General features: G+C 27.9%; 15 protein-coding genes. All 15 read right to left on the bottom strand.

The genetic code is table 11. From position 1 onward, the window contains the following. Nucleotides 1-11 precede the first annotated feature (11 nt). The 15 genes from BN6774_RS03735 to BN6774_RS03665 all read right to left on the bottom strand — a co-directional run bounded on the left by BN6774_RS03735 (nt 12) and on the right by BN6774_RS03665 (nt 16,737). Nucleotides 12-572, bottom strand: coding sequence for a type II secretion system protein (locus tag BN6774_RS03735; RefSeq protein WP_066890174.1), 561 nt, complete (start codon nt 570-572; stop codon nt 12-14). 9 nt (nt 573-581) lie between these two features. Further along, on the bottom strand, nt 582-2,645 hold the full coding sequence (locus BN6774_RS03730; protein ID WP_235829577.1) for a hypothetical protein: 2,064 nt from the start codon (nt 2,643-2,645) through the stop codon (nt 582-584). Between the two features lie 14 nt (nt 2,646-2,659). Further along, nucleotides 2,660-3,553, bottom strand: a complete 894-nt coding sequence (locus tag BN6774_RS03725) for a type IV pilus modification PilV family protein (RefSeq protein ID WP_207644562.1) — start codon at nt 3,551-3,553, stop codon at nt 2,660-2,662. Nucleotides 3,554-3,567: 14 nt separating this feature from the next. Beyond that, nucleotides 3,568-4,830, bottom strand: a complete 1,263-nt coding sequence (locus BN6774_RS03720) for a hypothetical protein (RefSeq protein ID WP_066890166.1) — start codon at nt 4,828-4,830, stop codon at nt 3,568-3,570. Nucleotide 4,831: 1 nt separating this feature from the next. After that, a complete protein-coding gene (locus tag BN6774_RS03715) occupies nt 4,832-5,380 on the bottom strand; it encodes a PilN domain-containing protein (protein WP_066890164.1) in 549 nt (182 codons plus the stop codon). 15 nt (nt 5,381-5,395) lie between these two features. Then, on the bottom strand, nt 5,396-6,586 hold the full coding sequence (gene pilM, locus BN6774_RS03710) for a type IV pilus assembly protein PilM (protein ID WP_066890162.1): 1,191 nt from the start codon (nt 6,584-6,586) through the stop codon (nt 5,396-5,398). Between the two features lie 228 nt (nt 6,587-6,814). Then, the gene (locus BN6774_RS18715) at nt 6,815-7,249 is read right to left on the bottom strand and encodes a prepilin-type N-terminal cleavage/methylation domain-containing protein (protein WP_066890160.1); all 435 of its coding nucleotides are present in this window, start codon (nt 7,247-7,249) and stop codon (nt 6,815-6,817) included. Nucleotides 7,250-7,297: 48 nt separating this feature from the next. Further along, a complete protein-coding gene (locus BN6774_RS03700; RefSeq protein WP_066890158.1) occupies nt 7,298-8,500 on the bottom strand; it encodes a type II secretion system F family protein in 1,203 nt (400 codons plus the stop codon). Nucleotides 8,501-8,512: 12 nt separating this feature from the next. Next, nucleotides 8,513-10,204: a GspE/PulE family protein gene (locus BN6774_RS03695; protein ID WP_066896403.1), complete on the bottom strand. Its 1,692-nt coding sequence runs from the start codon at nt 10,202-10,204 to the stop codon at nt 8,513-8,515. A 124-nt stretch (nt 10,205-10,328) separates the two neighbouring features. After that, complete coding sequence (locus tag BN6774_RS03690) at nt 10,329-11,078, bottom strand: prepilin peptidase (RefSeq protein WP_066890156.1); 750 nt, start codon at nt 11,076-11,078, stop codon at nt 10,329-10,331. A 105-nt stretch (nt 11,079-11,183) separates the two neighbouring features. Next, nucleotides 11,184-11,573, bottom strand: coding sequence for a hypothetical protein (locus tag BN6774_RS03685; protein WP_084766853.1), 390 nt, complete (start codon nt 11,571-11,573; stop codon nt 11,184-11,186). Nucleotides 11,574-11,695: 122 nt separating this feature from the next. Then, the gene (gene groL / locus BN6774_RS03680) at nt 11,696-13,321 is read right to left on the bottom strand and encodes a chaperonin GroEL (protein WP_066890152.1); all 1,626 of its coding nucleotides are present in this window, start codon (nt 13,319-13,321) and stop codon (nt 11,696-11,698) included. Nucleotides 13,322-13,335: 14 nt separating this feature from the next. Beyond that, entirely contained in the window at nt 13,336-13,620 is a 285-nt protein-coding gene (gene groES / locus BN6774_RS03675) for a co-chaperone GroES (RefSeq protein ID WP_066890150.1), read from the bottom strand. Nucleotides 13,621-13,841: 221 nt separating this feature from the next. Next, nucleotides 13,842-15,125, bottom strand: a complete 1,284-nt coding sequence (locus BN6774_RS03670) for an O-antigen ligase family protein (protein WP_235829576.1) — start codon at nt 15,123-15,125, stop codon at nt 13,842-13,844. Between the two features lie 118 nt (nt 15,126-15,243). Next, entirely contained in the window at nt 15,244-16,737 is a 1,494-nt protein-coding gene (locus BN6774_RS03665; RefSeq protein ID WP_066890146.1) for a 4Fe-4S dicluster domain-containing protein, read from the bottom strand. Between the last annotated feature and the right edge of the window lie 77 nt (nt 16,738-16,814).

Raw genomic sequence — 16,814 nt, 5'->3', positions numbered from 1 at the left:
CCCTCTTTTCCTTACTTATTTCTAAATTTAACTATTACACTAGCTGGAATAGTTACATCTGAATACCCTCTTTTTACATTTAAAATATATGATATTTCTACTCCATTAGCATCATATAATTTACCATCTGGCTTCATCCTATAGTCTAATGGTCTTATTTGAAACTCCTTAACATTCTGCGATAATTCAACTATCCCCTCAAGATTTTTTCTTAAAGTTAATATTCTAGTTGAGCTATTAAAAGAAAATGTATATTTATCTCCTTCAATCTGGAAGGTTATTTCATTAATAGCGAGTTTATCACTGTCCTTAAAAACATCACTATATTCCATATTATTTGATTTTACTTCAATTCCATTAAGACTATATATACTATTAGCTTCAGTACCACATTCTAACAACTGATTTTGTATTTTCTGCGATTCAGTTTGTAGGTCTGTATTAATTTCAGTAGTTATTATGGTTTTACTATTACTTAAGAAAAAAGTATATATTGTTCCAAGTACAACTACAGTTATACTTAAGGTTATTATAAGCTCAAGTAAGGTAAAGGCTTTTTTCTTTTTTCTCATATCCTTCTCCTATCTTTCTATCTTCCATAAAGATTGCTTTAAAAATTTTTCTACATTATACATTTCAGAAGATGAACTTATTTTAACTTCCTTACCTTTTGAAGATGTTTTCTTGAAAATATTCTTAACAAGATCATAATTATCTGCTATAACGCCCCTTACTACTTCTGCATCATATTTTATTTCCTTCTTTTCGCTACCCTCAAATGTAATATTACCTGAAGTGATTATAGTTCCTGTAAAATTAAAGCTCCCTTTTATTTTTATATCTCCATTACTTATAATTAAAGCTTTTTCAATATTTTTTCCTTTTAACTTGTTATCTTCTATGATAATTTCTGAAGCTTCTCCATTTAATATTAAAGTTCCATTTCTAGATTCTATTATTTGAAAATTCCCTATACTAGAAAAATCTATTTCTTTTCCTACTGTCCTTAATACAGTTTGATTTTCATATATATTTTCACCTAGATTTGTAGTATCTCCCATGGCAAATACATTTCTAGCAAATTCTTCTCTTTCATTGTTAATAATTTTCCAATCTTCATCCTTTATTAATGTTTTTTGAATCTTTCCGTCACTACCTTTAACACTAGCACCAGCTGAAACAACCTTTCCTTGAAGATCTACTCCTCCAACTTTATATTCATATTTTTTATTTTCCTTAGAGTAATAATCTATAAAATAATTTGCCTTTGTATCAGCATCACTACTTCCATTTATGCTTTCTAGAAGCTGTAATGGACTATAGTATCTTAGAGTTACATCATTAACTCCATCTAAAACATCTTTTACATCTGTATAAGCCAAATAATTTCCCTTAATTGCTACTGACTCTCCTGTTTGATATTTGTTTCCTTTAGAATCTGTAGCATTTAAATAAGCTACCCCTGAAATATAGGAATTTTTCTTTACTATTAAATTTGATCCTTGGGATTCATTTATTATAATACTACTTGAAGTTAATGCCTTATTTGCAGTTGAAATTTCACTTGTTTTATCATTAATTCCATAAAAATTATTTTCAATAGTTATGGTACTACCTGTTGTATTCATTGCTAAATCATTATTTACAATTACATCTTTTTTAAATGTAATATTATTGTTACTCGATATTGTAGAATATAAATCTTTTCCTATATAAATATTTTTAGCATAAATATTTCCATTAACTTCCGAATCTTTTTTCACCTCATTACTTAGGATAAAAGTATTGGCAGTATAGATATTTCCTTCAATATTAAATTTAGTGTTATTAAGTTTAATACCATCTTTATATTTATCAAAAGTAAAGTTAGGATTATTTTCTAAATCAGTATCTCCACCCTTAACCCAAATATCTCCTGATATTGAAAGTTCACCACTTGTCCCACCATTAACGATCATATTCTTATCTATAGTAATTGCTTTCCCGTCAAAAACTGGATAAATATCCACAACACTTATTATGGATTCATAGTCTGGTGCTTTTATTTCAAAGTTAGTAGATACAGTTCTTTTATTCTTAATATCTTCATTTACAGTTTCAAAGGTAGATTTAACATCTAAAGTAATACTTTCAATATCTCCCTTTATATCTTTATTAATTTTATAATCACCATCTTCTATTTCAATAATATAATTTTTATCTTCTGATACACTTTTTAAGGTTGATATATCTATACTTCCATCATTATTAACAGAAGTTATAATTTTCTTCTTTAAAATTAAGTATTGTAAAATCTCTACTTGCTTCCCATTTAATTCTTTCTTATTTAAAGATAAAAATTCATAAAACTTCTCTTTAAAAATCTTATTTATTTCTTCCCTATTTTTACTTTCTTCCTTGGTGAATTCTTTTTTCACTTCTTTATCTGCATATTTTATAGCTTCTTGGGATGTTTTTATAATTATATTTTCAACTACATCTAAACCTGAGTCTGCTTCATATAAATTTTGTAGCCTTTTACTTTCATTAATTCTCATTTTATAATTACTGGCTGTTAAAGCTAATACTGTTGTACCTGTTGTAAATATAATTGCCATAACTATCACTACCACTACAAAGGTAGAGCCCCTCTTCTTCTTTTTCAAATGAATTCACCACCTTACTTAATAATAATATTGCTACTTGACGAGCCCTTAAATAAAACTTTATCACTAATATCCTTCACTACTACTTCATAGTTGTACATATTTGCTATATTGTTTAAATCATCTTTATTAAATTCTGACAACAATATATTTCCCTTATAAGAATTAATCTTTATATTATTTAATGACTTTTCCTTAATTAAATTTATCTCTAATAATTCCTTACTATTATTACTTAAGTTAATATTAGTTGCCTTATCATATGTATCTTTTACATCAATAAGTAAAATATTTTCTTTATCATCAAGGGCTGAAGTATATATTTTAATCTTATCATCTGACTTATTATAAATTTCTAGGCCTTCATTATTAACATTAAAAACTAATTCATCACTTACAATTAGCTCCTGAGGAATATCACTTTCTATTCTTACCGTATATCCTATTCCCTTGTTTTCAAAAACAATTTTATACTTAGCCTTATCTTCATCTATATTATTAGTATTATTAAAATTAAAACTTGAATTTCTCTTCATTGTAACTTCTACCTTAAACTTTGTTTCCTTTGGCCTATTTGTTTCATCAATAGCTCCAAATATAGTTCTTTCAAAATTTCCAACAAAGTTATTTTCTGATATCTCTTTTATCTTATCCCCATCTAATAATTCATAATATCTATCACTACCATCTGTATTGTCTGACTTTAAAGTGATTTTATCATAGGCTTTTAATTCTTCAATGACTTTTTGTCCTATATAACTTGCTTTTTGCTTATACTCTCCATCTTTACTATTTTTCAAGCTTGAAATTACAACTGTTGATAAAGGTACTAATAATATGGATAAAAGGGTAACACTAATTATTACCTCAATTAATGTCATCCCTTTTTTGATCTTAAACTTATTCATTTTCATATAATCACCTACTTTTTAGTGATATTTACAGTATTACCTTTACTATTTACAGAAACTCTAGGATTTGTATTATCATCATCTTTAATTACTATCTCAACCTTTTTAGATGTATTATTTATAACCTTTAAATTTATTCCTGAATTATCAGAACTACCATTTCTTTTTTCGCTTAATATTTCAACTACTATATCACTTGCTTTTGGTGTAAATTCTTTTCCTTGAGATGTATTTTCCCTTGGATAATAAGAATTAGATGTTTTATACTTAAAATAAGTTTTTCCATCAACTTCATCAAAGGTTATCTCTACATCTTCAACTTTTTCATTATCAGAATAAATATAGCTTTCTGTTAAATCATCCTTTGCTTTTCCAATAGTCAATGTAGGTAATTCTGATAATGAAGATTTAACCATCATTACAAAATCTTTAGCATCTGCTTCTACACTTTGATCTTCTATTGTATTTGAGTAGGCACCACTAGCTGAACCATTACTAAACAATATATCTTTTCCATATACATTATTTAAAGTCCACTTTAAATATGCCTCATCTTCTCCAGATAATTTTGGTACTGCATGGAACTCTAAACTCATTATACCTGTTAAATCTTCTTGAGACTTAGCAGTTATACTTATACTAGTAATAACTATTTTTCTTTCATAATTTTCTATTGAGGATATAAAGTTTTTTAAGCTTGTATAAGATCCACTAAAGTTTATTGCTACCTTTAATTGTTCTGATGTAGCTTTATCACTTTCAACTTCTGTATTTACTTCTCCTTGAGACTCCTTATTATTATTTGTAACTTCTGAAGTATTTTCACTATTATTCTCCGATCCCTCTAAGGAATTGCCTTCATATTCATTAATTAATTCCTTTAAAGAACTTTCAGCCTTAATTATTTCTTCTGTCTTAAGTTCTTCTACCTCTGCTGCCTCTATAGGACTAAAAGCAATATTTCCATATAATCCACTATCATTTAAAAGTTTATCTATTTCAATAATGATTTTTTCTTGCATTATTATTGGATATAATTTTTTTGATTTTTCCGTTACACTTATCTTTAAAGACTTTACTTGATTTTCTTTTTCTCCTAGGCTTTCTATTTCCTTCATTACTGTATTATATTTTTCTTCTATAACAGACTTTTCATCTCTCTTAGTATTTAACTTCTTAACTTGTTTCACATAAATAAACTGATAATAAACAAACACTATAATCAAAGTTCCTAATATACCTAATAAAAATTTTTCTCTCTTACTTATCTTCATATCAATTAACATCCTTTAACGAACATTTTATATCAAAGGTGAATATTTCCGTTCCTGTTATTCCACCTATATATATATCTTGTATATTATTTAAATTCTTTAAATTATGCTCTATTTCTCCAATTGCAACTCTACTGGTAGATACAGCTTGAATGTCTATTTCTTTATTATTTATGTTTATACTATTAAAGGTTACTTCTGAAGGTAAACTTGAACTTAGCTTGTTTAATAACTCTGTAGTAACTACTTCTCTTGTTTTTAACCCCCCAATAATTTCATTTAATCCATTATCGTATTTAGCTAATATATTGCTTTTCCTACTTATATCCTCCCATATAGCTAGCTTTTCCTTAACTTCAGCTGATTCTAGTTTTGAGTTATATTCCTTAATCTTATTATTTAATAAGATTATATTTGTAGTATTCCAAACAAAGCTTCCAATAACAGCTACTGATAAAAATCCTACTAGGGAGTAAACATAAATACTCTTGTTTTTTTCTTCCTTTTTCTGACCTTGATAGGGTGCAAAAAAATTCATATCAGTCATCATAATAATGTTTCCTCCTTATAACCTAATTATTGATCCTAGAGCATTTAAATATAGAGATAAATCCTTTGTAAATAAAGCATCATTTCCTAAATTAACATTATTTATTTCTTTTATTTTTGACACCCTAATATTTAATCTCTTATTTAAATAAGACTCTAGGTTTTTAATATTTGACATACCTCCAAAAATATAAAGAATATCTATACTACTATTGGATTTATTTTTATAGAATTGAATTACTCTCTCTAGCTCATCTAAAACCTCATCAACTACCCCTTGAATAGTTAATGTTTGTACATCACCTTTATAAGTCTCTAATAAATCTACTTCTTTCATTTTTATAAGTTCCATTGATTTAATTGATATATTCATTTTTTCACTTAAGGCATAGTCTATATTATCTCCACCTATTTTTAACATTCTTGTGAAATCTAACTTACCGTTTTTTAATATAGAAACATCAATGGAGGTTGCTCCCATATCAATAAAAGCAACAGTGCCACCTATAACTTGTCCGTTATTTAATGTATAATCTCCATAATTAGCAATCTTATTAATTGAGTTATAAGTAACATCTAACACATAGGGGTTTAGTCCTAAAGAATTAATTATGTTATAGTAGGATAATGCCATTCTTTCTGGAAATGCAGTTACATTTACCTTTAATTTCATTCCAGTATCGTCAACTATTTCATCTAAAAAAACAAATTGAATAACATAATCATCAAGATTAATAGGTAGGTATTGTTGAATTTCATATCTTACAACGGTATCCATTTCTTCTACTGCAACAGATGGAACTAATATATCTCTATTAATAATAGATGAAGAGTTAGTTGTAAAAATAACATCTCTTGCTCTAATATTATTTTCTCTTATTAATTTAGCTAAAGTTTTTATAATAGTATCCTCATCTATGATTCTGCCATCTATAACAGTACCTTCTGGAGTTTCTACTTCAATAAGCTTGTTAACATTAATTACATTCTTTTGAATCTTTCCCTCTACAGCCTTAATTGAATGACTACCTAAATCAATGGATAATACTAATTTTGATTTTTCTCTAGAATTAACCTTTTTAGTATTAATATCTTTATAAGTTATATTGTTAGATTCATTGTTATTTTTCTTAAAGATCTTACCTATATCTTTAACATCCATACTACTTATATCCTTAAGCTTAGATAAAAAGTTCTCCTTAGACATAAAACCACCCACCTTTAAATAAAAAATGAAGAATTAAAAATGAAAAATTATTGATGAAATTCAGTAAACTGAATTTCTTTAATTTTTAAATTGACATATGTAAATTATCTTAAATACTATAATCTAAATAAGTAAACTTACATATATGAACTTATTACACTTAACAGTTAGCACTAAAAATTAAGGTAAGCAAAATGCAGAAGTCTGCATTTTGCTTATAATTAAATATTAATCAATTGCTGTTGCTGGATTTGGGAAAAGAGCAACCGAACCTGTTGTTGAACTCTCTGATTTTTCCATTGTAACTGTTATATTTCCTTTATTATCTGATGTTACCTTATAAAATGCATATCCTGAACTCTTTGGACTAGGTGTATTTTGTAAATATTCTTCTATTTTATTATTCTCAGTTTTTGTTCCATCAACCCAAATTACTGTAGCAGCCGTTGGAAATAAATTTTCTCCATCTGCTATTAAAGTAGTTGCAGCATTTGCTATTGTTTTAGCATTTGCTATATCTGACTTAAAGTTAGCGTTACTCTTTATTTCTCCAAATTTAGGTATAGCTAATACTGCTAGTATAGCTATAATAGCTATAACTATAATAAGTTCAATAAGGGTAAACCCTTTTTTCTTTTTCTTGTTTTTTAAATTTTTTAACATAAATAAACACCTCTCATTTAATTTTTGTTTTATATTAATTTTAAATTTTTACATTTGTGAGTACATATCAAACATTGGTAGCATTACTGAAATAACTATAACTCCAATGGCTATACCCATAGTAACTATTAATATTGGCTCTATTAAAGCTGTAGCTGTTTGAATAGCTTGCTCTACTTCATCCTCATAAAAATCTGCTGTTTTATTTAAAATTTTATCTAGAGATCCTGATTCTTCCCCAATCTTTACCATAGATGCTAACATATTAGGAAAGATATTATCTTCCTTGATTACTGAGCTTAGGTTATCCCCCCTTACAACTCTCTCTCTAATTTTTAAAATAGATTCTTCTGCTAAATCATTATCTACAACTCCTGCTACAGTAGGTAGAGCATGTATTAAAGAAACTCCTGCTGATATTAAGGTAGATAAAGTTCTTGTAAACCTAGAAACTATTATTTTATTATTTAAAACACCAATAATAGGTAGTTTCAACTTAAGATTACTTATAACCCTTTTTCCATTAGGGGTTTTCTTATAGGCATTAAAGGCTATAACTAGTGCAATTACAGCTACTGTTATTAAAATAATGTTGCTACTTAAGAATTTACTAATACCAATTGTAATCCTAGTTATTAACGGAAGAGTTATTCCTTCATCTTCAAATATTCCAATAAAGGTTGGTACTACAAAGGTCATAATAAATATTACAGCAACTAAAGCTACTACACTTAAAACTGCTGGATAAATCATTGATGATTTAACCTTATTATTTATTTTATTTTCTTTTTCAAAATGTATAGACATTCTAAGCATCATTTCATCTATATTTCCACTAACTTCTCCAGACTCTACCATTTTTATAAGTAACTGTGGAAAGTATTTTTTAAATCTAGACATTGAAACTGAAAGTAATTCTCCCTTTTTAACATCTTCTGAAATATTATTTAATATTTCCCTAAGCTTTCTATTTGGTAATTCAGAAGAAAGTATATCAAGACAATTTACTATGGTAACTCCTGCATCTAGCATAGTATAAAATTGCCTACAAAAAATAGATAAATCCTTAGTAGTTACCCTATCAAAAAAATTAAAATTAACTGATTTACTTTCTACTAATTCTTCAATTTTTAAAGGATAATATCCACTAGAAGTTATCATATTTATAACTTCATCTCGTGAAATACATTCATACTTACCTTCAACCTTAGTTCCATCACTTTTCATAGCTCGATATTTAAATATCTTCATATATATAACCCCCTAAACTTGCCTTAGTAGTGTTATAGTTGCTAGCTCCTCAATTGTAGTAACTCCATTCAATACTAAGTCCTTGCACTCATCAGCAAGAGTTTTCATACCACTTTTTATAGCTATTTCTTGTAATAGATTAGTATTTTTAGTTTCATTTATTGCATTTCTATGGTCTTTTGTTATTTCCATTATTTCATATATACCTACCCTACCGTTATAACCAGTATTATTACAATGACCACAGCCCTTTCCCCTATAAAGTTTAAGGGTTTTATCATTACCCATATTAAATACTGATTTTTCATACTCAGAAGCTATATATTCTTCCTTACAATTATTACAAATTCTCCTTACAAGTCTTTGAGCTATTATTCCTGTAATAGAAGTAGCTACTAGATAAGGTTCGATTCCCATATCTAAAAGCCTGGTTATAGTAGATGGAGCATCATTAGTATGCAAGGTACTTAAAACCAAATGTCCCGTAATAGCAGCTTTTATTGCAATTTGTGCTGTTTCCTCATCTCTAATTTCCCCTATCATAACTATATCAGGGTCTTGTCTTAAAATACTTCTAAGGCCTTTAGCAAAGGTTAATCCCACCTTGTTATTTACATTAACTTGATTTATTCCATTTAGTGTGTACTCTACTGGATCTTCTATAGTAATTATGTTTACATCATTTTTATTAAGTTCACTTAAAATTGTATATAGTGTTGTTGATTTACCACTACCTGTAGGACCTGTAACTAATACTATTCCATTAGGGCTTGTTATTATATTATTGAGCTTCTTTAAATTATCTTTACTTATACCAAGAATCTCTTTTCCCATCATGTAACTTTCTCTTTTAAGTATTCTTATTACAACCTTTTCACCATTAACTACAGGTAAGATAGAAACTCTTAAATCTACATCCTCATTATTTACTTTTGTAATAATTCTTCCATCCTGAGGCATTCTTTTTTCAGCTATATTTAAATTAGCAAGTATTTTTATTCTTGTTATTAAAGGAGCTAAGCTTTCTACTCCCAAAGTATTAATTGTTGTGAGTTTACCGTCAATCCTATATCTTATTCTAATTTCCTTTTCATAGGGTTCAATATGTATATCTGAAGCCCTCATTTCAACAGAGTTTTTAAATAAGAACTCTATCATCTTAACAACAGGTGCGTTTTTTACATCATTTATTTCCTCAATATCTATATCGATATTTTTTGACTCCAAAGTCTCTTTAATAAGCTCTTCTGCTGCCTTATTAACCTGTTCTGAACTATAATTTATTTGAACAAATTTATATATATCTTTTTTAGGAGCTATATATGTCTTCACTTTTAACCCTGTGGAAATAGATACATCATCAATTGCAAAAATATTTAATGGATCCTCAAGAGCTACCATAATTTTATCTCCTTCAAATCCAAATCCTATTAAATTATATTTATTACATAAACTTTGAGGTAATATTTTAATTGCTCTTTTATCAAAAACAACGTTATTTAGATCAATTTTTTCTATTCCCGTTTGAGTTTCTATAGCATCTATAATATCATCTTCTGAGACTATTCCTTCCTCTATTAAAACAGTTCCGAGCTTCTTTCCTAAAAGCTTCTGTGCTTTTAGGGCTCCTTGTAATTCATAAGGAGTTATCTTTCCTGCCATAATTAAAATATCTCCAAGTCTTTTCTTTTGACCAATAGCTATAATAAACACCCCCAAAAAAGTATAATTTTAAAATCTATTCCTTTTTTAACCATTTGTACTAATATATCTTAATATACCTATAGTCCTTTTTCAATGGTAATTTGAACTTGAATTAAATTCAATTTTAGATAAAAAGATTCAAGTATAATGACAAAAGTTTTTCACCAAAAAGTATCCAAATAAATGTTCCAAGTACAATACAAGGACCAAAAGCTATTTCTGATTTCCTATTTTTTAACTTTAAAATAAGAATTATTGAAGCTACTACTCCACCTATTACTACAGCTAAAAATAATGATAACAATATTCCCTTTATTCCGACAAAAAGTCCACATATCCCTGCAATATCAGCATCTCCTTCGCCCATTCCTCTAGTTGTTAATATTATTAAAAATATAATTCCATAACCAATAATGCCACCTAAAAGATTATTTGATATTCTTATTTCACCAAGATATCCGCCTATTAATATATAAGGAATTGCAAAGCATAGTCCTAAAATAGTTGTTGATGAATATACATCCTTACTTTTTATATCTATAATTGATATAACTATTAATAAAGAAGCTAATATAGAATAAAATATAAATTTAAAGGTTAAATCATATTTTATAAACAACATTAGGTATATTATTCCATTTAATATTTCTATAGTTGGGTATATAACAGATATTTTTTCTTTACAGTTCCTACAGCTTCCCTTTAAACATAAATAACTAAAGACTGGAACTAAATCATAACTTTTAAGTTCATACCCACAATTAGTACAGTGGGATGGAGGATACGCTATAGATTCTTCTCTTGGTATTCTATAAATACAAACATTTAAAAAGCTTCCTATACATAGTCCTAAAATTAATATTAATAAATACATAAAATCCTCCTTATTTTGTAATATATAACTATTTCTACATAATATTTTTATTACCTCTATAAATAACAAAAAAATGTATCGACAAAATTATCGATACATTTTATATTACTTTAGCTTAACAAATTGCCCTTTATTGTTTACTTCAAAGTCTTCTTCATCATTAATTATCTTTTTTGCATCCTCTATAGTTAATGCTTCTATATTATTGAAATCATTTATATTACTATACTTATTTATAGCTTCTAACTTTTCTCCACCATTAACTTTAATATCAGAGATTGTTTCTATATCACTAAAATCTATATCATCATTAACTCTAGCAGACTCAAGAACTAATATTAATTCCCTAATTGATTTTTTAACTTCTATTTTCTTACTTGTTTTTTTATATCCCATATAACTATTAATTAAAGTTGATGATAGTATAACAATTAAAGTTGTTATTATTATTTTTCTTATTTTAATTATTTTTTCTCTTTTACTTCTACTTTTCACTATATCACCCTACTTTACTTATTATTTTATAATTATAGATGATACTTTATAATATATCAATAATTTAAGCAAAACTAAATAAGGAGTTGTCAAAGACAACTCCTTTATTTTTTTATTATATTTTAATACATTCCATCCATTCCCATTCCTGGTGCACCTGGCATTGGAGCTTCCTTTTGAGGAATATCTACAACAGCAGCTTCTGTTGTTAAGAATGTTGATGCTACTGATGCTGCATTTTGAAGAGCTGATCTTGTAACCTTAGTTGGGTCAACTATACCAGCTTTAATCATGTTTACATATTCATCTCTTAAAGCATCATAACCAATTCCTGCTTCAGAATTCTTAACATGTTCAATTATAACGGAACCTTCAAGTCCTGCGTTAGTTGCTATTTGTCTCATTGGTTCTTCTAAAGCTCTTACTATAATGTTAATACCAACTTGAGTGTCTGGTACATCTGAAGTTACTTTTGCTACTTCATTTATAATATTAGCGTAAGCAGCTCCACCACCTGGAACTATTCCTTCTTCAACAGCTGCTTTTGTTGCTGCTAAAGCATCTTCAATTCTTAATTTCTTTTCTTTTAACTCTGTTTCTGTTGCAGCTCCAACTTTAATTACTGCAACACCACCAGCAAGTTTTGCTAATCTTTCAGTTAATTTTTCTTTATCGAATTCAGAAGTAGTTTCTTCTATTTGTGCTCTTATTTGAGCAACTCTTTCTTTAATAGCTTCACTATTTCCTCTTCCATTAACTATAGTTGTATTTTCTTTTGTAACTTTTACGCTTTCACATTCTCCAAGCATATCTAAAGTTACTTCTTTTATGTCAATTCCAAGCTCTTCTGAAATAACAGTACCACCTGTTAAAATAGCTATATCTTGAAGCATTTCTTTTCTTCTATCACCAAAGCCTGGTGCTTTTACAGCAACGCATGTGAAAGTTCCTCTAAGTTTATTAACTACTAAAGTAGTCATAGCATCCCCTTCAACATCTTCTGCTATAATAAGTAATTTCTTACCTTGTTGAACTATTTGTTCTAATATTGGAAGTAATTCTTGTATATTAGAAATCTTCTTATCAGCAATTAAAATTAATGGATTATCTAAAACAGCTTCCATTTTTTCTGTATCAGTTACCATATAAGCTGATACATATCCTCTATCAAATTGCATACCTTCAACTACATCTAATTCAGTACCCATTGATTTTGATTCTTCAACAGTGATAACTCCTTCATTACCTACCTTTTCCATAGCATCAGATATTAATTTACCAACTTCTTCATCTGCTGCTGATATAGCTGCAACTCTTGCAATATCTTCTTTACCATTTACAGGTTTAGAAATCTTCTTAATTTCATCAACAGCCTTATCTACAGCCATTCTAATACCATTTCTTATTAAGATTGGATTTGCACCAGCAGTAACATTTTTTAATCCTTCTCTGATTATTGCTTGTGCTAAAAGAGTTGCTGTTGTAGTACCATCCCCTGCAACATCATTAGTTTTAGTTGCAACTTCTTTAACTAATTGAGCTCCCATATTTTCATATGGATCTTCTAATTCTATTTCTCTTGCAATTGAAACACCATCATTAGTTATTAAAGGTGCTCCAAATTTTTTATCTAAAACTACATTTCTTCCTTTTGGTCCTAATGTAACCTTAACTGTATCTGCTAATTTATCAACACCAACTTGCATTGATCTTCTTGCATCTTCGCTAAACTTAATCATCTTTGCCATAATTAATTCCTCCCCTATTCAACTATTGCTAAAATATCATCTTGTTTTAAAATAGTGTATTCTTCACCATCAACCTTAACTTCTGTTCCTGCATACTTTGAATAAAGAACCTTATCGCCTACTTTAACTTCCATTTCTATTCTATTTCCATCTACTAAAGCTCCTGGTCCAACAGCAACGACTTTGGCTTCTTGTGGTCTTTCCTTTGCAGTCCCTGTTAAAACAATTCCACTTTTAGTTGTTTCTTCTGCTTCTAACTTTTTAATAACTACTCTATCTGCTAGTGGTTTAATATTCATAAAAAAATCCCTCCTATTATATAACTAAATTTATTACCCTTCTATATTAGCACTCACCACTTATTAGTGCTAACAACTTTATGATAATCTTTTAATATACTTTTTTCAAATAGTTTCCCTTATATTTTTGACCTAAAATTAATAAATATTGCCATTTTTCATAAATTATTTTGATATTCCTCATATTTATAACGGTTTTCTTATCTTTAAGCACCCTTTTATTATATGTTAGTTATTAATAATTCAGACTTACTTTTTTGTAAAGACAAACCTAGTAATATCCAATATAATGGTGCTACCATTATAACACTTATATTAAATAAACTCTGAACTAAATATCCTATTATTGTTAATAACAAAACCTTAGATATATCATTATTAATCTCTCCAATTAGTTTATATATTATTAATCCAATAAGAACTAAATATGCTAATAAATTAAAAACACCATTACATACTGCATATTCTAAAAATTCATTATGAGCTTTATCAATATATCCCCCATGAGAATTTAAATATTCATTTTGTAGTTCATTATAATCATCATTTAACCTATACATTAATGTATCTGGCCCCCACCCCATAAAGGGATTATCTAAAAAGGCCTTTAGAACAATTTTACTAATAATTATTCTACCACTATCTTGAACTACTAATTCTTTACTTATATCATCAACATATACAGTTTTTATTGCTCTATTTGAAACCTCATTATTACTGGATAGATTTAATATGGTGAATATAGATGAAAATATCATAAATAAAATTAAAGCCTTCTTTAACCTATTTTTATTCTTAACTATGAAAAATAATCCTAAAATTGAATAAATTAAAAAAGCTAACCAGCCACTTCTAGTAAATGTGCATATTAAGCCTGCAAATAAAATTGAAGAATATATTAAATACTTTTTCTTACTATAAAAAATATAAATAGCCATACTAATAAATAAAAATATACATAAATATGATGATAAAAAATTTCTATTCCCAATTAGCCCAATTGAATAAGGATTATTTATATATCCAAGCATCCATTTTTGAATAGGATCATTACCATAATATTGAATTAGACTATAAAGTGACATTATTGAAGCTGCTATTAAAATTGTATTTAATAGTTTTTCATTAACAATTAAATATCTATGAGATAAAAAAAATAACATTATATAAATGAAAAATATTATTAAGCCTTCTCCTCTTTCTGGACTTCCCCATAATGCAATTTCCCTTACTGGTGAAAAAACTGTTGGAATCATAATTGTAAATAAAAATATAAAAGCTACTATTTCCTCTTTATTAAATTTTTTTGGTCTTAAATATATTATTATTAATGTTAATAATAAACCAACTGCATAAAGATATATTTGTTTACCTACCATATACTTAGGAAAGGACACATTTACAACTATAAAAGGCATTATTATAATCACAGAATATAAAAGAATATTTATTAATATTTCTATTTTAATCTCCCTTTCAAAAAAGCTTCTTATTTTACTTCCCAAAACCCGTTTCCCCCTATGAATTAAAATTTAATATCTTAACCAATTTTTAATTCAATAAATATTTGTAATTTCCTTTAATATATATAAATAAAACTCAGCAGTAGCTGAGTTTTATTTATTAATGTCTTTCTAAGTTTATATTTTCATATTCTTTTAATTTTTCATTACTTATAACTGACTTTTTAGTAGCTTGGGCATTTATTTTATTAAATGTTAGCTTAGATTTAAATGGAGTAACTAATGTTCCTGCACCATTTATACATCCACCTTCACACATCATGCCTTCGATGAAATTCCCTTGAAGTCTACCTATTTTAGCCATTGTCATAGCCTTCTTTATTTCACTTCCACCAGAAACCTTAACTGGGTTAAATTTAACTTCTAACCCTTGACTTTTAATATAGTTTTCAATAGCAGCAGTTAATCCTCCATGAGCTCCGAATCCTCTTCCAAAAATTGAAGCATCATCAACTACATCTTCTTCGCAAGTTTCTATATCAACGTTAAAGGCACTAAATAATGCTAATAATTCTTCAAAAGTTAAAACGTAATCTACTGCTCCCTTTAATGATTCTCTAGCAGCTTCACTTTTCTTTGCAGTACATGGTCCTATAAATACTACTTTTGCATCAGGATCCACATGCTTAATATATCTAGCTGTAGCTATCATTGGAGATACAGTTCCTGAAACTCTTTTTACTTCTGAAGGCATAGTTTTTTCTATATAATTTAGGAAGCCTGGACAACATGAGTTTGTCATATATAAATCCCCATTTTCCATTCTTTCTAAAAATTCATTACTTTCATGTACGGTAACAGCATCAGCTCCACAAGCAGCTTCTAACATATCTAAGAATCCTAGCTTTTTAATTGCACTTTTTATTTGTCCATAACTTATTTTAGGTCCAAATTGCCCTGTAATAGCAGGTGCAACTATTGCATACATTTTTCTGCCTCTTGTTAATCTTTTTGCAACTGGTACTATTAAACTTTTATCCGAAATAGCTCCAAATGGGCATGCATTCATACAACTACCACAATTTACACAAAGCTCTTCCTTTATCATAGCTCTTCTATCACTCTCATTTATGTCTAAGGCTCCAGTTGGACAAACTTTCTTACAAGGTCTCATTACTTCTGCAATAGCATTATATGGGCATGCATTTTTACACATTCCACATTCCTTGCACAGTTCTTGATTAATATAAGCTCTTCCACCTGCATAAGTTATTGCTCCAAAATTACAAACTTCATGGCATTTATGTGCTATACAATTTCTACAAGAGTCTGTAACACTAAATTTATTAATTGGACACCTATCACATGCTGCCTCTATAACATAAATAATTTGGTCATCTTCTCTAATATCTACAAATTCATCATCTATATTATCCCCATTTGCTAAATACCCAGCTGCAAGCTTTGCTCTCTCTAAGACTATAGCTCTCTCCTTATAGACACAGCACCTGTACATAGCCTTATTCCCCTGTATTATTTCATAAGGAATTCTTTCTATTGATTCAATAGTCAAGTTATCATCCTTAGCTAACCTTGCAACTTCTGTTAAAACATCATGCTTTAATTTTTTTAACTGAGTCTCAAATTGAAACATACCAAAATCCTCCTTTATAATTAATTTAAAACAATACTCCCCAAGATTATTATATCAGTTAATATATACCAAACATT

This window comes from Clostridium nigeriense (genome assembly GCF_900086595.1).
GTDB classification, from domain to species: Bacteria; Bacillota; Clostridia; order Clostridiales; family Clostridiaceae; genus Clostridium; species Clostridium nigeriense.
The sequence above is the reverse complement of the archived record's forward strand: the minus strand, read 5'-3'. Positions and strand labels throughout refer to the sequence as shown.

Excerpts from the sequence above, each read along its gene's own strand:
- BN6774_RS03720 (WP_066890166.1), bottom strand. The coding sequence starts at position 4,830 with ATGAAGATAAGTAAGAGAGAAAAATTTTTATTAGGTATATTAGGAACT.
- BN6774_RS03665 (WP_066890146.1), bottom strand. The coding sequence starts at position 16,737 with ATGTTTCAATTTGAGACTCAGTTAAAAAAATTAAAGCATGATGTTTTA.
- groL (WP_066890152.1), bottom strand. The coding sequence starts at position 13,321 with ATGGCAAAGATGATTAAGTTTAGCGAAGATGCAAGAAGATCAATGCAA.
- BN6774_RS03715 (WP_066890164.1), bottom strand. The coding sequence starts at position 5,380 with ATGATGACTGATATGAATTTTTTTGCACCCTATCAAGGTCAGAAAAAG.
- groES (WP_066890150.1), bottom strand. The coding sequence starts at position 13,620 with ATGAATATTAAACCACTAGCAGATAGAGTAGTTATTAAAAAGTTAGAA.
- BN6774_RS18715 (WP_066890160.1), bottom strand. The coding sequence starts at position 7,249 with ATGTTAAAAAATTTAAAAAACAAGAAAAAGAAAAAAGGGTTTACCCTT.
- BN6774_RS03690 (WP_066890156.1), bottom strand. The coding sequence starts at position 11,078 with ATGTATTTATTAATATTAATTTTAGGACTATGTATAGGAAGCTTTTTA.
- BN6774_RS03700 (WP_066890158.1), bottom strand. The coding sequence starts at position 8,500 with ATGAAGATATTTAAATATCGAGCTATGAAAAGTGATGGAACTAAGGTT.
- BN6774_RS03735 (WP_066890174.1), bottom strand. The coding sequence starts at position 572 with ATGAGAAAAAAGAAAAAAGCCTTTACCTTACTTGAGCTTATAATAACC.
- pilM (WP_066890162.1), bottom strand. The coding sequence starts at position 6,586 with ATGTCTAAGGAGAACTTTTTATCTAAGCTTAAGGATATAAGTAGTATG.
- BN6774_RS03725 (WP_207644562.1), bottom strand. The coding sequence starts at position 3,553 with ATGAATAAGTTTAAGATCAAAAAAGGGATGACATTAATTGAGGTAATA.